The sequence below is a fragment of the Thalassotalea profundi genome (genome assembly GCF_014653195.1).
GTDB classification, from domain to species: domain Bacteria; phylum Pseudomonadota; class Gammaproteobacteria; order Enterobacterales; family Alteromonadaceae; genus Thalassotalea_B; species Thalassotalea_B profundi.
Genome location: NZ_BNAH01000016.1, coordinates 52087 through 72263, shown reverse-complemented (window position 1 = coordinate 72263; position 20177 = coordinate 52087). Strand labels below are relative to the sequence as shown.

Here is a 20177-nt window from a genome sequence, read left to right as displayed (position 1 = left end):
TAATACCTTTTTTATTAGTTATTTGTAGATGACTCTAAGTATTTAAACTCCATGCCTAAGGCTGGGTTACTTGGAATTAAATGAGAAAGAACTAACGAGCAAGTCGCAAATGCAGCCCCGATATAAAACACCCATGATGGGTTGATAATCCATACTACTCCTAATAATGCAGGAATAACTACTGCCGCAATATGGTTAATGGAGAAACTAACACCTGCACTTGAAGCAATATCTTCAGATTTCGCTATTTTTTGAAAATAGGTTTTAATCGCAATTGCTAGAGCGAAAAATAAATGATCAATAACATACAAAATTGCCGCGATCATACCATTGTCTACTAAGCCATAAGTAATAAATAAAAGAATTAAACCTACGTATTCAAATTTTAAAACTCTTCTTTCACCAACAACATCAATGATTTTTCCAATTTTTGCTGCGAATAACCAGTTAAAAATGTAGTTAACGAGAAATAAAGCACTGATCTGTGAAACGCTATAGCCAAACTTTTCAACCATTAAAAAGCCAGCAAACACGACAAAAATTTGTCTTCTTGCTCCGCTGAAAAACGTTAAAGCATAAAATAGCCAATATTGTTTACGAAGTACTAATGTCTTATTTTGCTCTGTATGTTGAGGAAATTCTTTAAAAACCAGAAATAATGCAATAGTAAATAATAAAGCAAGACCACCAAATAAAGCATAAGTACTTTGGTAGCTCCATGAAAATTTTTCCATTAATAGCCAAATACTGCTGAATGCTAATAATGAAGCTATCGATTTTACAGAGAGCATTTTCCCCATAAAGTGAGCAGCTTTATCTTTACTTATCCATTGTAGGGTTAAGGATTGATTCACGGTTTCAAAGTAATGAAACCCCACGGACATAATAATTGTCGTAATATATAAACCATAAGTTGTAGGGAAGAAGCCTGTCAAAGCTACTCCTATCGAAGTGATTAATAAGGAGGCAATAGCTAGCTTTTGTTCTTTAATAAAGAGTAATAAATAAATCGCCGTAAATGCTAAAAAGCCCGGCACTTCCCGTAAACTTTGTAAAATGCCAATTTCTTTTCCAGTGAAATGCGCTTTCTCAATAACAAAGTTATTGAGTAGTACCATCCAAACAGAAAAAACTAATGGCATAATGAAAGCCATAGCAAGTAGTAAATTTTCAGGTTTATTGATTCTAGAGAATATCGACATTAGATGAGAACTGACAATGGCTTAGGTGAAATATTATACGCAATTTCAATAATTTTACCTACGAATAAAGTAGAAAAGTTTGATTACAAATAGGCGTTTGTATTTGAATTTACTAGCAGGTATATTGCATGCACTTGTTATGATTGCTTGATAATTTAGCTAAAAAATAGGAATCCCTAATGATCAGGGTTGAGAATATTAGTCGTACATATGGAAGTGGTGAGTCACAAGTAAATGCACTAAGTCATGTGTCTCTTACGATAGAAGAAAATGAATTCGTTGCGATAATGGGTACATCGGGTTCTGGCAAATCAACATTGATGAATATATTAGGATGTTTAGACACGCCATCGACAGGCGAATACTATTTATCTGATGAGTCAATTAAAAGCATTGATGATGAAACATTATCTAAAATACGTAATAGTAAAATAGGCTTTATATTTCAAACCTTCCATTTGTTACCCCGATTAAGTGCACTCCATAATGTTATTTTACCACTTAGGTATAGCGAAGTAGATCAGGCTGAGGCTGAGTCTAGAGGTAGTATCATGCTGGAAAAAGTTGGTTTACTATCTCGCTCACATCATAAGCCGAATGAAATGTCCGGTGGCCAACGCCAACGGGTAGCTATAGCTCGTGCCTTAGTGAATAACCCTAAAGTGATATTTGCAGATGAGCCGACGGGAAATTTAGACTCCAAAACCTCATACGAAATTATGGATTTATTGTGTGACCTTCATAAACAAGGGCAAACAATTGTGATGGTCACTCATGAGGAAGACATTGCGGCCTACGCTCAACGCGTTATTCGGATGAAAGATGGGGAAGTTATAGGAGACACTGCATGTTCCGAATAATAGGGTTACTTTTAATGTTTGCTTTATCACTTAGCAGTAACGCAGACAATGTACTGCTTTTATCCGGCGAGATTAAAGCAGCTGATAACCAAACATTTTATTCACCTAAAACAGATACTTGGCGTGTACAATTACAATGGTTATTGCCTGAAGGGGAAATAGCTAAGGAGGGTGATCTTGTTGTCGTATTTGATAGCGGCGCTATTCAAAATACGATAGAGCAAACAGAAGTGAATTTATTTGCAGCACAAGAAGAACTAGTACGTAAACAAAGTGAAGCTAAGCAACTGTTAATGGAAAAAGAATTTGCTCAGAAACGAACAGAATTATTATTAGATAAAGCAAGAGTTGATGCAGCGATTCCTGTAGAGCACATTAGTGAATATGATCATGAGTCATATCAGCTTGAACTTGAAAAAGCCCTACTTGCCAATGCAAAAGCAAAAGATGAGTTGCAGCAACAAAAAGTAACAAATGAGGTTAATGTTACCAAGCAACAATTAACAATTGATAAATACGAATTTGACCTCGACTATAATCAAAAAAAGCTCTCAAAAATGAGCCTATATGCAGAACGCTCAGGTCCAGTCATTTATGCTAATCACCCGTGGACAGGTGAAAAAATATTCGTAGGAATGACCGCTCAACCCGCGTGGAAAATAGCTGAAATACCTTCCATGAATGGTTTGTATATTGAAGCTTGGATTCATGAAATTGATTATAAAAAAGTTGCAGTAAAAGATAAGGCAAAATTAATATTTGATGCTTATCCGGAGAAAAGTTTTTCCGCAATTATTAAGGAAATATCAACTCAGCCAGAAGAGAGAAAGCTATGGGGTGAAGATGTTTATTACCGTGCTATTGTTGACTTTGTCGCGGAAGATATTGCCTTATTACCAGGGATGAGTGCTCAACTTGAATTAGTAGGAACCAATCATGACTAGACTTTTACTGACATTAGTCACTCTATGTTTGTTTGCTTGTGAGCCAGTGCCATCAGTTGAGGTAAAGCAAGAAAGTGTCGATATAGTGATAAAAGCCAGTGGTGAACTTGAATCAAAGAATACTGCTTCAATATCTCCCCCATCAGTATCACGTATGTGGCAATATCAAATTAAAAAATTAATTCCTGAGAATACGAAGGTTAAAAAAGGACAAGTCGTTGTTGCTTTTGATGATAAAAAAGTGACTGAAAAACTGATAGAGAAACAGGGAGAACTTGAGCAGGCCCAAAAAGAATTAGCAAATAAAGCACTAAAAGAAACAGAAGTTGAACAAGAACTCGTTTTAAGTCTTGCTGAACGAAAGATGCAATATGATAAAGCGAAACGTATAGCAGAAATAGTTGATAATAGTCGTTCGGAAAATGAACGAAAGAAACGGGAAATTGATTTCACAATCGCTAATAATGATTGGGTCTTAGCTAAAGAAAAGTTGGCATATCACAGAAAGAATACCGCGCTTAACTTGAAGCTGGCAGAAAAAAAAGTTAATCGGCTTAATGTTCGAGTTAATGGCTTAAAAAGTGATATAGAGCGTTTAAAAGTAAAAGCGCCAATTGATGGGATGGTGATTTATCGTAGTAATTGGGAGGGGGAAAAGCCGGCAGAAGGTGAAACGGTTAATTTTGGACAGCCAATCATTGAATTATCTGTTATTGAGGATATGCAGCTTAAAGCACAAATTCTTGAGCCCGATAGCGGGCTGATTGCCATAGGACAACGGGTGAAAATTACTATTGATGGTACTCAAGAAATAGTTTCTTGGGGAAAAGTTACTAGTTTAGGAAATGTTTTTCGAGATAAAACGAATCAAGATCGAAAACGTATTTTTGATGCTATTATCGAATTTGATCAAATTGATAGTAAAATTATGCGTCCAGGAATGACAGCTCGAATTGAAGTTATTGCTAAAACCTTAAACGATGTATTAACACTGCCCTCATCCGTAGTAAAAACAATTGATGGTCGTCATTTTGTTAATCGAGTAGACAGCATAGGACAATCACAAGTACAAATTCAAATTGAAGAAATCGCCAATAATAAAGTCATTATTAAGCAAGGTTTACAACAAGGAGATGTTATCGCGTTATGAATAAAATAATTACGATTATTGCTGCGTTAGCGCTTTTAAGTTGTTCAGAGCAAGATTCACCTCCGTTACTTTATAGCGTTGAAGAAAAGCCATTTGAAGTCATTATTCCAGCTAAAGGTGAGTTATTTGCGGCGCAAGCCACTGTAATTAGTGCGCCAATGTCTCGTAATGGCGTACAAGTTATTTCTTGGCTAGCACCTGAGTTTTCCCATGTTAAGAAAGGCGATACTATTGTTCGTTTAGATGGCGAATCGATGCAGGTACAAAGTAAAAATAAACTTAATGAATTAGCCTTGATTCAACAAGACATGCAACAAAAAAGTGGCGAACTCAATAAAGAACTTAGTGGTATTAATAAAGATATTGCTATGGTTGACCAAGAAAAACTTTTTGCAGAGCAATTTTCAATTGAAGATGAACGTATTCGTTCTAAATTAGAGATTATTGAATCTTTACAAAATGCAGAGTATTTAGGTACTAAGCAGGGATATCTTAATTGGAAGAATGAAAGCTTTAGTGAAAGTGCGAAGGGCGACATGGGCTTGTTAGAAATGAAACAGCAGCTCAGTCAAACTCAAATAGATCAGCTCAAGGCAAGTTTATCCCAATTAGAAATTAAAGCGCCGCATGATGGCCTATTAGCTTACAAAGTTAATTGGCGAGGCGAGAAAGTACGTACTGGGCAAACTATGTGGCCTGGGCAAAAAATTGCTGAATTACCTGATATTAGTGTGATGAAAGCTAAATTATGGGTAATTGAAAATGAAGCCATAGATCTTGAAAAAGATAAAAAAGTTGCTTTACGCTTAAATGCGAATGCCGAGCATGTTTTTTATGGGAAAATTGAGTCTATCGCTGCTTTTCCTACATCGATTAAACGGGGCGACCCTCAAAAGTATTTTGAAGTGATCGTTAAATTAGATCAGCAAAACCCAGAGCAATTTGTACCGGGGCAAAAAATAGAGGCTGATATTGAAATTGCATCAAATCAGCAGAAGTTAATTATTCCTAAGCAAAGTGTCTTTTCAGATCAAAATCAATTGTTTGTCTATATTTATCAATCAGGTAGATTTGTTAAGACTAAAATAGAAACAGGAGCATCGAGTTTAAGCCATATTGTAGTTGCCTCTGGTCTTGAAGCAGGACAGAAAATTTCCCTGACCTCGCAGGAGAAAAGCTAATGAAATATTTTGCGCTGATTATTGATACTTTCGATGAACTTTTTCAACATAAACTACGAACATTATTAACCCTACTAGGCATGATTTTTGGTGTTGGTGCTGTCATTGCCATGTTAAATATTGGTGAAGGAGCTGAGCGTGAAGCACTTAAAATGATCAATACAATGGGTTTACAAAATTTGATTGTGGAAAGTAAAGAGTTTGAAGAAAAAGAATTACAAGAACAACGAAAACACTCACGAGGGTTAACGATTCGTGACGGTGAAATTAGCACCCAATCGTTGCCTTTTGTTGTCGATTTTAGTGCACAAAAGAAAGTAGAAACCTATTCTATTTTCAGTGCGTTAGGTAAAAGCGACGGAGAAGCTATTGGTGTAAGCCCAAGTTACTTTGAGCTTTCTAAATTTACCTTGGAACAAGGACGAGTTTTAACAGAAAAAGATGACTTGGCATTTGCGCAAGTGGCTTTGTTAGGTTCATCAACAGCAAAACAACTTTTTCCTTTGGGCGAAGCTGTTGGTCAAAATATTAAAATTAATCACCTTTGGTTTAAAGTCGTAGGAGTACTATCACCACCTTTTCTTAAAAAAGAAGAATTTCAAGGGATTAAGTTAGGAGGCGATCAAAACCAAGTATTTATCCCCCTAAAAACGGCTATTCATAAATATGCCTCTAAAAATTTAGCAAGTGAAGTCAGTAGTTTAAAACTTAAAGTAGCAGAGGGTGTTGATCCTGTTAAAGCCGCTGTCGCCATCGGACATCTATTAGATAGAAGGCATAATGATGTTGATGATTATAGTATTATTGTACCAGCAGCATTGTTAGCACAGCAAAAACAAACACAGCAAATATTTAATATTGTGATGTCGTGTGTTGCTGGTATTTCATTACTGGTAGGCGGTATTGGCATAATGAATATTATGCTAGCAACGGTATTAGAGCGCACAAAAGAAATTGGTTTATTAAGGGCTGTGGGGGCAACTCAAAAAGATATTCAAATACAATTTATTGCTGAGAGTTTTACCATCTCCATTATGGGAGGTGTCTTAGGCGTATTTTTTGGTATTTTATTATCAGAGCTAATTTCAATATATTCAGAATGGGCAGTATCGTGGTCAATAAGTGCTATTATTTTATCGTTTAGTATTTGTGCTATGGTAGGCTTAATATTTGGTGTTTATCCGGCAATTAAAGCTTCAAAACTTGATCCTATCGAGGCGCTACAAAGTGATTAGTATTTTTAATGTTGCTTAACTTGCGCAATAACATAGTGAAAAAATGATGATTTATGTGTTTATAATTAATAGCTTAATTATTGCAATAGCAGTAGTCATTCATTACGAATGTCTATATCGATTATCACTTTATATCCCTAAAATGAAAATTAAGCATCGTTTAAGAATGGTATTTTGTGTGTTTGGAGCGTTTATTGCTCATGTTGTTGAGGTGTGGCTGTTTGCTTTAGCCTATTATTGGATGCATAAATCAGAAGGATGGGGGAAGTTAACAGGCAACTTTGACGGCTCTCTGATGGATAGTGGTTATTTTTCGTTTACCGTCTATAGTACTGTTGGTTTCGGAGATATTGAGCCTATTGGAAGTATTCGGTTCCTCACTGGTATAGAGTCTTTAATTGGTTTGATATTAATTACCTGGTCAGCGTCATTTTTATATCTACAAATGCAAAAAGAATGGACAGATTGATAAATAACCATTCTCAATATAGCTAACTTATTAACTTTTCTTGCTTATTTAGCACTTACTTAAAACTTCAAAAATAGCACTGGTCTAGCTTTAACCCTATTAGGAGTTTTTGCTATAGCGTTAGTTTTTATAATTTTCACACACCCGATTAAAACGCTTGTTTAAAAAATTTGCATTTATATTTCTTTCAAGGCACACTCAATCAACTATTATTAGTAGCAAAGATATGCCCATTCCATTTTAAGATGAGCGTTTCAGCCTAAAATGGAATGGGTATATATTCCTAAAGTTAAATGTGAGGAGACTAGGCATGTTATTTCAGGGGAAAAGCCTTTCCGCCGAGTTATTGGAAAATGGCATCGTAGAGTTTAAATTTGACGCTGAAGGTTCAGTGAACAAATTTGATCAAGCAACATTTCAAGATTATAAAGCAGCAATCGCAGCAATAAACCAATGCAAAGATGCAAAAGGTGTTTTAGTCACATCAGGAAAGTCTAACTTTATTGTTGGGGCAGACATTACTGAATTTTTAGAAACATTTAAACAGCCAGAAGAAACTTTAATTCCATGGATCAAAGACGGATCTGATGTTTTCGATTCATTTGAAGATCTGAATATGCCAACTATTGCTGTAATTAATGGCTTTGCTTTAGGTGGTGGTTGTGAAATGACCTTAGCCTGTGATTATAGAATTGCGGACACGACATGTTCAATCGGTTTACCAGAAGTTAAATTAGGCTTAATGCCGGGCTTTGGTGGTACAGTGCGTTTACCGCGTTTAATTGGTGCAGATAATGCCGTTGAATGGATGTCTACGGGTAAAGCGCATAAACCAGAACAAGCATTAGCTGTAGGACTATTAGACGCTGTAGTAGCTCCTGAAAACTTGCGTGAAGCTGCGTTAAATATGCTTAACGATGCTATTGCTAATAAATTAGATTGGCGCGCTAAACGCCAACCGAAACTTGAACCATTAAAGCTTAGTCCAGTTGAAACTGTGATGACGTTTACTACGTGTAAAGGCATGATTGCAGCAAAAGCGGGTAAGCATTACCCTGCGCCAATGGAAATGGTTAAAACTATTGAAGCGGCAGCAAGTTTAGACCGTAGTGGTGCAATGGCTTGTGAAAACAAAGGTTTTGCAAAACTTGCCAAAACCGACGCAGCAACCGCACAAATTGGTTTGTTTTTAGCCGATCAAGTGGTTAAAGGTAAAGCGAAAAAAGCCGGTAAACTAGCGACGAAAGCAGTTAACAAGGCTGCGGTATTAGGCGCAGGTATTATGGGCGGCGGTATTGCTTATCAGTCAGCCTATAAAGGCACACCTATCATTATGAAAGATATTAATGATCAAGCACTTGATCTTGGCCTTTCTACCGCTGCAGGTATTTTAGGTAAACTTGCTGATCGTGGTCGTATAGATGCTAAAAAAATGGCTGACGTGTTAAATAACATCACGCCATCGTTAAGCTATGACAGCGTTAAAGATGTAGATATTGTTGTAGAAGCGGTTGTTGAAAATCCAAAAGTTAAAGCTTTAGTGCTTGCTGAAGTTGAAAGCAATGTTAGTGATGAAACGATATTAACTTCTAATACATCGACGATTTCAATCGACTTACTTGCACAAAGCGTTAAACGTAAAGATAAATTTTGCGGTATGCATTTTTTCAACCCTGTTCATAAAATGCCATTAGTTGAAGTTATCCGTGGTAAAGATACCTCTGATGAAACGGTTGCAGCCGTTGTAGCTTATGCCGCTAAAATGGGTAAATCACCTATTGTTGTTAATGATTGCCCAGGTTTTTATATTAACCGTGTTTTATTCCCGTATTTTGCAGGCTTTAGCCAATTAGTACTTGAAGGTGCTGACTTTACTGCTGTTGATAAAATAATGGAAAAACAATTTGGTTGGCCAATGGGCCCTGCATTTTTACTTGATGTTGTTGGTATTGATACTGCAGATCATTGTACAGGTGTGATGTCAGATGGTTTCCCAACGCGTATGGCTAAACTTGAAAATGATCCAGTAAGTGCACTATATAATGCGAAGCGTTTTGGTCAGAAAAACGGTACAGGTTTTTATGATTACGGTAAAGATAAGCGAGGTAAGCCTACGAAAGTGGCGGCTCAAGTAGCTTATGACTTATTTAACGTTGAGCAAAAAAACTTTGACGCTGATGAAATTATCGCGCGTTTAATGATCCCAATGGTCAATGAAGTTATCCGCTGTTTAGAAGAAGGCGTTGTTGATACAGCGGCTGAAGCGGATATGGGGCTTATATACGGTCTTGGTTTCCCTCCGTTTAGAGGCGGTCCAATTCGTTACTTAGAAACATTAGGTTTAGACAATTTTATTGCGATGGCTGATAAATACGCACACTTAGGTGAAATTTATCAAGTAACAGATGGCCTAAGAGAAATGGCTAAATCAGGTAAATCGTATTTCACTACTGATGTTAAAACAGCTTAAGCAGAGGAGAAAACCATGAAAGAAGTCGTAATTGTTGATTGTATTCGTACACCAATGGGACGCTCCAAAGCGGGCGTGTTTAGAAATATTAGAGCTGAAGGGCTTTCTGCGCATTTGATGGAACAATTATTAGTGCGTAATCCAAATTTAGATCCGGCATTAATTGAAGATATTATTTGGGGTAATGTTAAACAAACCAAAGAACAAGGTTTTAACATTGCCCGAAATGCTCAGCTTTTAACAAGTATTCCAAAGCATGTAGGTGCAGTAACGGTTAACCGCTTATGTGGTTCATCTATGCAAGCACTTCATGATGCTTCAACTAATATTATGGCCGGTCAAGGCGATGTATTTATTATTGGTGGCGTTGAGCATATGGGTCACGTTCCTATGATGTACGATGTGGACTTTGACCCTGCACTAAGCAAATACATCTCACGTGCCGCAGGTAACATGGGATTAACTGCTGAATTATTAGGTAAACAACATGGCGTAACTCGTGAACAACAAGATGCTTTTGGCGAACGTTCTCATCGATTAGCACATAAAGCGATGGTTGAAGGCCGTTGGGCAAATGAAATTGTGCCTACTTTAGGTCATGATGCTATGGGCGCGTTAAAACTGATTGAGCATGATGAAGTTATTCGTCCTGAAACTACTGTTGAAGGCTTAGCTGCATTACGTCCTGTATTTGACCCTGTAAATGGTACTGTCACTGCGGGTACATCATCAGCCTTGTCTGACGGCGCATCGGCAATGTTAGTCATGTCGGCAGATCGTGCTAAAGCATTAGGCTTAACACCTCGTGCAAAAATTCGCGCTATGGGGGTTGCTGGTTGCGATCCATCAACCATGGGATTTGGTCCAGTCCCCGCCACTAAAAAAGCATTAAAGCGTGCTGGTTTAACCATTGAAGATATCGAGTTAGCTGAGTTTAACGAAGCATTTGCAGCACAGGCGTTATCATGTGTTCGCAATTTAGGTATTGAAGATAAAATGGACGATATGATCAACCTTAACGGTGGTGCTATCGCATTAGGTCACCCGCTAGGTTGTTCTGGCGCACGTATTACCACAACCTTACTTAACTTAATGGAAAGTAAAGATGTAAACATTGGTCTTGCGACTATGTGTATTGGTTTAGGCCAAGGTATAGCTACGGTCATTGAGCGTGTGTAACCTTTATTTATAAGTCATTTTCTCAGAATTAAGTATTTAGAGATCTCGACGAAAGCCAATCAGCTGAAGTACTGATTGGCTTTTTTTATGAGAAAACTAAAGATATTTTACTTTTTAAATAGAATTGCTACACTAGCACCTAGTAGATTTTTTACTAATCAATTCTGATGTGGGGACGACCTCACCGCTCTATTTTATCAGGGGACGACCCCTAAATTTAATAGGGTATTTTATGTCTTGGTTAATCTTATTTATTGCAGGAATTTTAGAAGCTGGCTGGTTAGTTGGCATTCAAAAGTCCGAGTCTTTTACCAACATCCCTTATGTAGTCTTTGCTGTTTTTTCTATGACGCTAAGCCTAGTGTTATTTTCAATCGCATTGAAAGACATACCGATCAGCCATGCCTATCTGGTTTGGTTAGCGGTGGGGGCATCGTCCATTGCAGTGATCAATCATTACTTTTTTGACCAACAACTAACACTCGCACACTTATTTTGCTTTGGCTTAATATTTGTTGGTGTTGTCGGTTTGAAAGTATTAAATTAACCCCCAGAAAAGAGGAAAGAATAATGTCTGGAGAAAAAGATTTAGCGACGCTCATTGCATCAATGACGCCGGTGTTAGATAAAACTGACTATGTGTTTGGCACTCTTAAAAGTTACGATTTTACACAGTTAACTGAGTTACAACCAATCAGTACCTTTAAAGAAAAAGAGGGCTTAACCGTTATTATCAATAAAATACAAGCGGATGAAATGAAAATTGCCTATTCTGGTGTTTTTAACTGTATTACGTTAAACGTGCATTCAAGCTTTGATGCGGTTGGTTTAACTGCTGCGGTTGCAACTAAGCTCACACAAGCAAATATTAGTGCTAATGTGATAGCCGCTTATTATCATGATCATGTGTTTATTGCGGTAAAAGATGCCGATAAAGCGTTAGCAGAATTGAATGATCTTGCTCGATTAGGCATTTAATTATAATGCCGTATTACTTGCGCTTTTCTTAGCTTTCCAACGCTTTTTATACGCAGGTTTTTGTGTTGATTTGAGCCCTTGTAAACTGGTGGGTAATTGACTTGATGCGTTAGCAATTAACTGTGTGATTGTGTTATTTAAGGGCGTTATAAATTCTTGGTAACTGGCATTTCTTTCGCCTATCGCATTGAGTGTAGCTTCCCAGTGCGCAGTCATATCGGGCTTAGTACATTGTTCAGGTAGTGCGTTTATTAGGCCTTTACCTACATCGGTGGCGTGTATCTTCTTGCCTTGGCGTTTTAAGTAACCACGCTTAAATAATAAATCGATAATACCAGCACGAGTTGCTTCAGTGCCTAACCCATCGGTGTCTTTTAATACTGCTTTTAAGGCTTTATCAGTAACAAAGCGATTAATACCTGTCATGGCCGCGAGTAAGGTAGCATCGGTAAAAGCGGCAGGGCATTGGGTGAGTTTATCGAGTAAATTACCTTTCAAGCAATGTAATGTATCGCCTTGTTGTACATTGGGTAAGTTTGTTTGTTCATCGCCTTCTTGTACCTTATTTGTATTGACTGTGGTTGATTTAAATAAACATTTCCAACCTATTTGAGTAGGCACATTAGCACTGGCAGTAAAAAGTCCACCCGCAATAGTTAACGATATTTTACGATGAGCATAACGATAAACAGGGTAAAACTGAGCGAGATATTGTCGTGTGATCAGTTGATAAATATTACTTTCAAAGTTATTTAAATTGATATTAGCTGCTGATTTTTCAGTAGGGATAATCGCATGATGGGCAGTGATTTTTTTGTCATTCCAAGCAAAGCTCTTTAACTTCGCATCTGCATTTTTCGCTGCCTCGGCTAATGGTGAAGCTGAATTAGCAATATGCGCAATAACTGTTGTTGCTTGGTTGTGTTGCTCTTTGGGTAAATAACGACAATCTGAACGAGGGTAGGTAATTAGCTTATGTTTTTCGTAAAGAGACTGACAGACATCAAGCACTAATTTCGTATTCATTGAAAAGCGCTTTGCGGCTTCAATTTGTAAAGCCGACAAATTAAACGGCAGTGGCGGCTGTTGCTTTTTATCTTCGTTTTTTACTTGGTTAACAAGTGCGGGTTGATCGGTAATTCTGCCAATAACATTTTCAGCTAAGTTCTTAACGACTACACGGCCTTCTTCATCCATATAAGGTTGGCATGCCTCGCTTGGTTTCCAGAGTGCGCTAAATTTTTCACTATTTGGCGTGATAATATCAGCACTAACTTGATAAAATGGCTTCGCGACAAAGTTTTGTATTTCTAGATCACGCGCAACTACTAAGCCTAAAATTGGCGTTTGTACCCGACCAACAGAAAGTACGCCTTGGTAGCCAACTTTGCCACCTTGAATGGTATAAGCGCGAGTTAAATTAATGCCATATAGCCAATCGGCACGACTACGAGCTAATGCAGACACTGAAAGCGGAATAAATTCTTGATTTGATTTTAACTGCGTTAACGCTCTTTTGACCGCTGAAACATTTAAGTCACTCACTAACAAGCGTTGAGTATTTTTCTTTTTGGCATCACTTACCTTAAGATAATCAATAACTTCGTCAACTAGTAACTGCCCCTCGCGGTCAGGATCACCGGCATGAATTAATCGACTCGCTTTTTTAACTAAAGCACGGATAACAGCTAACTGGCTTTTGGTTTTAAATTTTGGTTTAAGTAGCCATTGCTGTGGAATAATAGGGAGATGTTCAAGCCGCCATTTTTTAAATTTTATATCGTAAGCGTCAGGCTCGACTTGTTCTAAGATATGACCTATACACCAAGTGACTACATCACCGTTGCCAACTTCTATGTAACCCTGCTGTTTTTTATGAGGCTTAGGTAATGCATCAGCAATGGCGCGGCCTAAACTGGGCTTTTCAGCGATATATAAATTCATGATTGAGGAAAGTTAAATGACACTACGAACAAGTGTAATTTAATACTGTTAATATATCCAGTTGTATGTGGGGAGGGGGATTCAATACAGTTAAAAATATTACTTGATGGCCAATATTGACTAATTTTAGTAGATCGATAGCTTTTATTGTTGATAAAAAAGTAACTTAGCGATAGTTTAACGGCACTTGTTTTCTTTGGAATTTTTATCCCATGAAATTTAAATATTATTCTATTATCTGCACCTTGATTTTGACGATGTGTTATTCGTTTAATTCATTTGCAGCTTCAGCAAAAGACAATATGTGGCCGGGTACCCAGTACAATACCGCTATCCCAACGTTTGAAGGTGTTTTGGGGTATGATGTTGGTGAACGTATTTCTAACTACAACGATATGCTGCGTTATTTTGAAGCCTTAGAAAGAGCAGAGCCAACAAAAATTAAGTTATTTGAATATGGTCGCACATGGGAAGGTCGAAAACTTATATATGCAGCCATTGGTAACAGTAAAAATATTGCAGCGCTTGATGACTTTTCTGCAAAAATGCAGCAGTTGTCAGATCCTCGAAAAACCGATAATAAAAAGGCAAAAAATTTAATTGCTCAATTACCTGCGTCTGTATGGCTCGGTTATGGTGTGCATGGTAATGAAATAAGTAGTACTGATGCCGCTATGATGATGGCTTATCATTTACTTGCTGCCCCTAATGAAGCCACAAATAAAAAGATTTTAAACAACACTATTGTATTTATTGACCCATTACAAAATCCCGATGGTCGTACGCGATTTACGAGTCGTTATTATGCAACCGTTGGTATGCAACACAGTGATGATCGTTTAAGTGCTGAGCATAATGAGCCTTGGCCAAGTGGTCGCTCAAATCACTATTTATTTGATATGAATAGAGACTGGTTAGCTATTACGCAACCTGAAACTGCGGGGCGAATTAAAGCGATGAATCATTATCGTCCATTAGTCGTTATTGATTTGCACGAAATGGGGGGGGATCAAAGTTATTACTTTTCTCCTGCAGCTCAACCCTTTAATCCACATATGACTAAAACTCAAATAGATAATATTTCAATTGTTGGCCGAAATAATGGTAAGCACTTTGATCGTTTAGGCTTTGATTTTTTCACACGTGAAATTTTTGATGCTTTTTATCCAGGTTATGGTGATAGCTGGCCTACATTTTATGGTGCATCAGCCTCAACGTATGAAGTTTCTTCATCAAGAGGAGAGCTATTTAAAAAAGATACAGGTGAAGTATTAACATATTTTAATACTGTTCATCGTCACTTTGTTGCATCGGTTTCTACTGCGGAAGCGGTGGCAGAAAACCATGAAAAGTTGTTGAATGATTATTATGATTATCAAGTTAGTGCCATTGCTGCAGGTAAAGATAAAAAAGATCGTATCTATATTATGCCAAACCAGCGTAATAAAGCAGGTACACACCGTCTTGCAACGTTAATGGCAGAACATGATGTTGATGTGTTTAGAGCAAAAGCAGCATTTACTAGCTGTGGTCAAAAATATCAAGCAGGTACTTACTTCATCGACTCAGCACAACCTAAAGGACGATTTGTCACCACCACCTTTAGTAAACAAGTAGATATGGATAGTCAGTTTATTGAAGAACAAGAACGTCGTCGTAGCCGTAAACTCAATGATGAAATATATGATACAACCGGTTGGTCTTTGCCGTTAATGTTTGATGTTGATGTCGAGCATTGCAGCAAACCTATTAAAGTAGCAGCAGAATCAGTAAGTGCTGATGAGCCTCTTATTGGGCATGTAACTAATATAGACGCTAGTGTTGGATATGTTGTTGCCTGGGGAGATATGGCTGCGGGTAGGTTTTTAACCGCTGCTTTATTAGAAGGTATTTCTGTAAAAAGTGCAGATAAGGCTTTTGTTTTAGATGGTAAACATAAATTTCCTGCAGGTTCTTTAATTATTGAAAAACGTGCTAATAGCGATGACTTAACCACTAAAGTTGAAAAAATAGCCGCTCAAACAGGGGCTCATGCTTTAGGGGTAAATACGAGTTGGGTTACTGAAGGGCCGAGCTTTGGTAGTAACAATACAGCGCAAATGGTAGCGCCTAAAATAGCGATGGCCTGGGACGCACCGGTAAGCTCATTAAGTGCAGGCAATTCAAGATTTGTCATAGAGCGTCAATTAAACTATCCGGTAACGGCTATTCGTACACCTATGCTTAAATCGGCAGATTTATCTAATTATCAAGTACTGATACTTCCCTCAGGCAATTATATGGGGACATTAGGCAAAGCGGGTGCCGATAATATCAAACAGTGGGTGACACGAGGTGGCGTTTTAGTGACATTTGGCAATGCGACAAAGTTTGCAGCGGATCATACGATTGGCTTGTTAGATGTTCAAAGAGAAAGAGCGTATAAAGAAGACTCTGATAAAAAGCAAGCAACGAAGGATGCTAAAGAAGAGTCTGAGGTAGATGGGCAACTATTTACATCAAAAGCCAACTTAGTCAATGCCAGTGAAAATTTGAAAGAAAAACCAGACTTTGTAGCGGGTGTATTAGCTAATATTGAAGTGGATCAAGAGCATTGGTTGACTGCTGGTGTTCATAAAAACTTAACGGCAATCGCCTACGGAAATGATATTTATACGCCAATCAAGCTAGCGTCTGGGAAAAATGTGGCATGGTTTGCTGGTCCGGATAAAGTATTAGCAAGTGGCTACCTTTGGGAAGAAAATAAGAAGCAATTAGCTTATAAGCCTTATTTAATTCATCAACCTACTGGAAAAGGTATGGTGATAAGTTTTACTCAAGAACCTACGACCAGAGCTTATCTTGAGGGATTAAATGTGATGTTATTAAATACTCTATTCAGATCGGCGGCTCACGCTTCACCGCTACGATAATGAACATCTCCAAATAGGCGATTACTAAAGCCAGCTGATGCTGGCTTTATTTTTAATTAATGCAGTGAGAGGCATCGTTGTATTTAAACTAATTAATGATTAGCGATTTGATAATACACTACATCACATTCAAAAAGTGGATCGGTATGAAAGTAGGTTTTTATATATTTCATCCCTATCTTTTTCATTACGCCGACAGAAGCAAGGTTATTTTCATCTGCAATAGCACTAAAACTTTTAATAGTTTTGTCATGACTGAGCTGCTGTTTGATATGCTGCGCGGCTTCACTTGCATAACCTTTTCCCCAAGTCGATTGGAAAAATCGCCAGCCTAACTCTAAATTATCAATTTCAGGGTTATCTGAAAAAAAGTACATTGGGCGTACTAATACCCAGCCAAGGTATTCACCTGTTTCGGTATCATTAACTTGCCATAAGCCCCAGCCTTTTTCTGCATTTCGATAAGCTTGCATTCTTGGAATTAAAACGGTTTTAACTTGTTCTCGGGAAGATGGAGTCCCCCCATTAATAAATTTCATTACCGCAGGATCTTGATCGAGCTGAAATAATTCTTCAGCATTATTTTCATCCATTAGACGATACGATAAGCGCGCAGAGTTAGCTATTTTCATGTCAGAGGTATAATTAGTGGAAAGTGATAATAGAGTAGATCGAAAGCACTATAAAATATAGTGCTTTCGTTGATGGTTTTTAATTGTTATGACTTGAGTTTATGCTAACGAATCTTGCAATTGGGGCACTACTTGTTTCTTACGTGAAAGTACGCCATCTATCCATACACTACCGTTTACAGTAGCTTTACCATAAGCTTTTTCGGTTAAGTCGTCGTTATCACTGACGACTAAAAACTCTGAGCCTTCTTTCATAATATCTGTAAGCAATAAAATAACACTATGGTAGTTACCTTCAGTTTTTAATTCAGCAATATCTGCTGCTAACTCAGCTTTCATATCGTCAAATATACTTAAATCGATCACTTCAAGTTGACCAATACCCAGTAAATTTCCATTCATGTTAAAGTCTTTAAAATCACGAAGTACCAGGTCACGCACTGGTGTGCCTTCCACGGCTGATTTTACTTTAAACATTTCCATACCCAATGCTTTTGGATCGCTAATACCGGCTATTTCAGCTAATGCCTCAACACACTTAATATCTGCAGTGGTACACGTTGGCGATTTAAAGATAACGGTATCGCTTAAAATTGCACACATCATTGCACCGGCAATATTTTTCGGAATTTCAACATTATGAAAATCATACATCATTTTTATAATGGTGTTAGTACAACCAACAGGGCGTACCCAAATTTCCAATGGAGTTGAGGTGGTAATATCACCAAGCTTGTGATGGTCGATAATTCCTAATATGGTGGCATCATCGATATCATCAGGCCCTTGAACGCGATCTGAATGATCCACTATATACAAGCTTTCGCCGGCATAACTGGTTTTTAATTCAGGTTGTTCAAATCCAAATTTATCTAGAATGAATAATGTTTCAGGTGATAATTCACCTAAACGAGCAGGGACTGTTTCTTCACCTAATGTTGTTTTTAGGTATGAAAGGGCAATCGCCGAGCAAATAGAATCTGAGTCAGGGGTTTTGTGTCCGACAACATAATTAGGCATGTTAAGTATCTCTCTCTTAATTTGCCGTTATTCTAACAAAAAGTTATTGAGAAGGTAAAAAATTACCTTCTCTTTTTATGCTATTTTTATTTAGGTTATATACAACAGGTCAGGCAAATTATAGGCTGAAAAACATAAAACTTAATTCTTTTGAACCAACAGCAATATTAAGTATGATCTTATACTCCGTTATTTTTTAAGGAATTTTTCTTTAGCATCAATAATTTTACTAATACCTGAACCGAGCTTTAATAAAGTAGATAATTTTTCTGATGACATATTTTGTAACTCTGTGCTCCAAATGGTGACCATTTCCATTAAGTCATGCATATCTTGAACACGTTGTTGCGTGTATTCATCAGCACTGTTCGATGGCTTTTCTAGAAGCGCGTTACGAAAGGTAGTTAATGTTGGATCAAGCTCTCGTTTTCTACGCTCGATAATTAGGGTGCGAGCAATTTCCCAAATATCTTGAGGTGCTGAAAAGTATTCTTTTCGATCGCCTGGAATATGATGCAACCTTATTAAATTCCAAGATTTTAATTCTTTTAACCCCATACTGACATTTGAACGTGAAATTAACAGAGCATCACTAATTTGGTCTGCATTTAGCGGAGCCTCTGTTAGCACAATTAAGGCGTACATTTGACCCAAAGTTCTATTTAAGCCCCAGCGTGATCCCATTTCACCAAAATGAGAAATTAAAGATTGCTGCATCGGAGTTACTTTCATTTTATTTTCAAATTTTTTAATTTTCAGAAATTGCTGAAAAGTGTAAGCCTTTACTGATCTATGTCAATACAACAGCACTATTTATTTGTATCTGAATTAAGTGAGGAGATAGGTAATGCTAATTTTACAAAAAACCGTTAGTTGTATTGTGAACGACTAACGGTTTTAACGTTTGTGTTATTGGTAAATTACTTATTTATAATAAGATAAACATTGCTCAACTTCGTTTTTAGAGCCCATGATCACTTCAACACGTTGATGAATATCAGTTGGTTGAATATCCATAATACGTCCTTCACTGGTTACGGCTAAACCTCCAGCTTGTTCAATAAGAAAACTCATAGGATTTGCTTCATACATTAAGCGTAATTTAAAGGGTTTATTAGCATCTTTAGTATCGGCAGGGTAGGTAAAAATACCACCGCGAGTTAATACACGATGTATATCACCCACCATAGCGGCAATCCAGCGCATGTTAAAGTTCTTACCTCTTGGCCCTGTGTCACCAGCGAGCAAGTCGCTAATATAATTTTGCATTGGTTCGTGCCAAAAGCGTTGATTTGACATATTTACTGCAAATTCTTGTGTTTCAGTGGGGACTTGCACATTACGTTCAACTAATAAAAAGCCTCCATGCGTACGGTCTAATACGTAAAAATGTGTACCTTTTCCTGTTGTCATGACTAACATAGTTGAAGGACCATATAATACATAACCGGCACAAACCTGTTCGGTTCCCGCTTGTTTAAATTGGTTTGGATCTGCAGCATCTAATTCAGGTTTGGCTCTGTGAATCGAAAAAATAGTGCCAATAAGTGAATTAATATCAATATTTGAGCTGCCATCTAAAGGGTCGAATGAGACAATAAACTTACCGTTATCTTCACCGGCAACTGAGGTGTCTTCTTCTTCAGAAGAAATTGCTTTAACGAAGCCTGACTCTAATAATATGTCTTTAAATAATTCATTGGCTACTACATCTAGTTTTTTTTGTACTTCACCTTGAATATTTTCATCTAATGTTGACCCCATTAAACCGCCTAGTTGTGCTTGGCTTACACGGAAAGATATTTCTTTGGTAGCGGCAAGTATGGTTTTAATTAATGAGATTAAATCGAGAGGAACATTATCTGCTCGTAACGCTGGCGCGAGTCGTTTCATGTTGATACCTAATTAACTTTAGTTAATGTATATTTTATATTATGCTTTGCCAGCGTTATTTAATTGCTAGCAGCGGGTGCGTTTAAAACCTTTTATTATTATGTCGCT

The 20177-nt window shown here is 37.4% G+C and carries 17 protein-coding genes; 11 read left to right on the top strand and 6 right to left on the bottom strand.

Annotation, left to right across the window (positions count from 1 at the left end; translation table 11 throughout):
• Nucleotides 1-14 precede the first annotated feature (14 nt).
• A complete protein-coding gene (locus tag IE155_RS16575; RefSeq protein ID WP_189379372.1) occupies nt 15-1202 on the bottom strand; it encodes an MFS transporter in 1188 nt (395 codons plus the stop codon).
• Nucleotides 1203-1381: 179 nt separating this feature from the next.
• Here IE155_RS16575 and IE155_RS16570 point away from each other — a divergent pair, with 179 nt between their 5' ends.
• From IE155_RS16570 to IE155_RS16525, 10 genes are all read left to right on the top strand, one after another.
• Nucleotides 1382-2062 (top strand): ABC transporter ATP-binding protein, encoded by a 681-nt coding sequence (locus tag IE155_RS16570; protein ID WP_189379371.1) that lies wholly within the window; start codon nt 1382-1384, stop codon nt 2060-2062.
• A complete protein-coding gene (locus tag IE155_RS16565) occupies nt 2050-3006 on the top strand; it encodes an HlyD family secretion protein (RefSeq protein ID WP_189379370.1) in 957 nt (318 codons plus the stop codon). Before IE155_RS16570 ends, IE155_RS16565 begins: the two co-directional genes overlap by 13 nt.
• Nucleotides 2999-4156 carry an efflux RND transporter periplasmic adaptor subunit gene (locus IE155_RS16560; protein WP_189379369.1) on the top strand — a complete coding sequence of 386 codons (1158 nt, stop codon included), beginning with the start codon at nt 2999-3001 and terminating at the stop codon, nt 4154-4156. Before IE155_RS16565 ends, IE155_RS16560 begins: the two co-directional genes overlap by 8 nt.
• On the top strand, nt 4153-5337 hold the full coding sequence (locus tag IE155_RS16555) for an efflux RND transporter periplasmic adaptor subunit (protein WP_189379368.1): 1185 nt from the start codon (nt 4153-4155) through the stop codon (nt 5335-5337). Before IE155_RS16560 ends, IE155_RS16555 begins: the two co-directional genes overlap by 4 nt.
• Nucleotides 5337-6572, top strand: a complete 1236-nt coding sequence (locus IE155_RS16550) for an ABC transporter permease (protein ID WP_189379367.1) — start codon at nt 5337-5339, stop codon at nt 6570-6572. Before IE155_RS16555 ends, IE155_RS16550 begins: the two co-directional genes overlap by 1 nt.
• 43 nt (nt 6573-6615) lie before the next feature.
• Nucleotides 6616-7041: a potassium channel family protein gene (locus IE155_RS16545; RefSeq protein ID WP_308433840.1), complete on the top strand. Its 426-nt coding sequence runs from the start codon at nt 6616-6618 to the stop codon at nt 7039-7041.
• A gap of 310 nt (nt 7042-7351) precedes the next feature.
• Complete coding sequence (gene fadB / locus IE155_RS16540) at nt 7352-9511, top strand: fatty acid oxidation complex subunit alpha FadB (RefSeq protein WP_189379366.1); 2160 nt, start codon at nt 7352-7354, stop codon at nt 9509-9511.
• 15 nt (nt 9512-9526) lie between these two features.
• Entirely contained in the window at nt 9527-10690 is a 1164-nt protein-coding gene (fadA, locus tag IE155_RS16535) for an acetyl-CoA C-acyltransferase FadA (protein ID WP_189379365.1), read from the top strand.
• Between the two features lie 232 nt (nt 10691-10922).
• The gene (locus IE155_RS16530) at nt 10923-11237 is read left to right on the top strand and encodes a DMT family transporter (protein ID WP_189379364.1); all 315 of its coding nucleotides are present in this window, start codon (nt 10923-10925) and stop codon (nt 11235-11237) included.
• Between the two features lie 23 nt (nt 11238-11260).
• Nucleotides 11261-11668 carry an ACT domain-containing protein gene (locus IE155_RS16525; protein ID WP_189379363.1) on the top strand — a complete coding sequence of 136 codons (408 nt, stop codon included), beginning with the start codon at nt 11261-11263 and terminating at the stop codon, nt 11666-11668.
• Here IE155_RS16525 and IE155_RS16520 read toward each other — a convergent pair whose 3' ends face one another.
• Nucleotides 11669-13612 carry a DNA topoisomerase III gene (locus IE155_RS16520; RefSeq protein ID WP_189379362.1) on the bottom strand — a complete coding sequence of 648 codons (1944 nt, stop codon included), beginning with the start codon at nt 13610-13612 and terminating at the stop codon, nt 11669-11671. It lies immediately after the preceding gene.
• Nucleotides 13613-13824: 212 nt separating this feature from the next.
• Here IE155_RS16520 and IE155_RS16515 point away from each other — a divergent pair, with 212 nt between their 5' ends.
• On the top strand, nt 13825-16524 hold the full coding sequence (locus IE155_RS16515; protein WP_189379361.1) for a M14 family metallopeptidase: 2700 nt from the start codon (nt 13825-13827) through the stop codon (nt 16522-16524).
• A gap of 92 nt (nt 16525-16616) precedes the next feature.
• Here IE155_RS16515 and IE155_RS16510 read toward each other — a convergent pair whose 3' ends face one another.
• From IE155_RS16510 to IE155_RS16495, 4 genes are all read right to left on the bottom strand, one after another.
• A complete protein-coding gene (locus tag IE155_RS16510; RefSeq protein WP_189379360.1) occupies nt 16617-17156 on the bottom strand; it encodes a GNAT family N-acetyltransferase in 540 nt (179 codons plus the stop codon).
• Nucleotides 17157-17255: 99 nt separating this feature from the next.
• Nucleotides 17256-18176: a manganese-dependent inorganic pyrophosphatase gene (locus IE155_RS16505; protein WP_189379359.1), complete on the bottom strand. Its 921-nt coding sequence runs from the start codon at nt 18174-18176 to the stop codon at nt 17256-17258.
• A 189-nt stretch (nt 18177-18365) separates the two neighbouring features.
• Complete coding sequence (locus IE155_RS16500; protein ID WP_308433839.1) at nt 18366-18893, bottom strand: GbsR/MarR family transcriptional regulator; 528 nt, start codon at nt 18891-18893, stop codon at nt 18366-18368.
• 207 nt (nt 18894-19100) lie between these two features.
• The gene (locus IE155_RS16495; protein ID WP_189379357.1) at nt 19101-20069 is read right to left on the bottom strand and encodes a class 1 fructose-bisphosphatase; all 969 of its coding nucleotides are present in this window, start codon (nt 20067-20069) and stop codon (nt 19101-19103) included.
• Between the last annotated feature and the right edge of the window lie 108 nt (nt 20070-20177).

Excerpts from the sequence above, each read along its gene's own strand:
- IE155_RS16575 (WP_189379372.1), bottom strand. The coding sequence starts at position 1,202 with ATGTCGATATTCTCTAGAATCAATAAACCTGAAAATTTACTACTTGCT.
- IE155_RS16570 (WP_189379371.1), top strand. The coding sequence starts at position 1,382 with ATGATCAGGGTTGAGAATATTAGTCGTACATATGGAAGTGGTGAGTCA.
- IE155_RS16565 (WP_189379370.1), top strand. The coding sequence starts at position 2,050 with ATGTTCCGAATAATAGGGTTACTTTTAATGTTTGCTTTATCACTTAGC.
- IE155_RS16560 (WP_189379369.1), top strand. The coding sequence starts at position 2,999 with ATGACTAGACTTTTACTGACATTAGTCACTCTATGTTTGTTTGCTTGT.
- IE155_RS16555 (WP_189379368.1), top strand. The coding sequence starts at position 4,153 with ATGAATAAAATAATTACGATTATTGCTGCGTTAGCGCTTTTAAGTTGT.
- IE155_RS16550 (WP_189379367.1), top strand. The coding sequence starts at position 5,337 with ATGAAATATTTTGCGCTGATTATTGATACTTTCGATGAACTTTTTCAA.
- IE155_RS16545 (WP_308433840.1), top strand. The coding sequence starts at position 6,616 with ATGATGATTTATGTGTTTATAATTAATAGCTTAATTATTGCAATAGCA.
- fadB (WP_189379366.1), top strand. The coding sequence starts at position 7,352 with ATGTTATTTCAGGGGAAAAGCCTTTCCGCCGAGTTATTGGAAAATGGC.
- fadA (WP_189379365.1), top strand. The coding sequence starts at position 9,527 with ATGAAAGAAGTCGTAATTGTTGATTGTATTCGTACACCAATGGGACGC.
- IE155_RS16530 (WP_189379364.1), top strand. The coding sequence starts at position 10,923 with ATGTCTTGGTTAATCTTATTTATTGCAGGAATTTTAGAAGCTGGCTGG.
- IE155_RS16525 (WP_189379363.1), top strand. The coding sequence starts at position 11,261 with ATGTCTGGAGAAAAAGATTTAGCGACGCTCATTGCATCAATGACGCCG.
- IE155_RS16520 (WP_189379362.1), bottom strand. The coding sequence starts at position 13,612 with ATGAATTTATATATCGCTGAAAAGCCCAGTTTAGGCCGCGCCATTGCT.
- IE155_RS16515 (WP_189379361.1), top strand. The coding sequence starts at position 13,825 with ATGAAATTTAAATATTATTCTATTATCTGCACCTTGATTTTGACGATG.
- IE155_RS16510 (WP_189379360.1), bottom strand. The coding sequence starts at position 17,156 with ATGAAAATAGCTAACTCTGCGCGCTTATCGTATCGTCTAATGGATGAA.
- IE155_RS16505 (WP_189379359.1), bottom strand. The coding sequence starts at position 18,176 with ATGCCTAATTATGTTGTCGGACACAAAACCCCTGACTCAGATTCTATT.
- IE155_RS16500 (WP_308433839.1), bottom strand. The coding sequence starts at position 18,893 with ATGCAGCAATCTTTAATTTCTCATTTTGGTGAAATGGGATCACGCTGG.
- IE155_RS16495 (WP_189379357.1), bottom strand. The coding sequence starts at position 20,069 with ATGAAACGACTCGCGCCAGCGTTACGAGCAGATAATGTTCCTCTCGAT.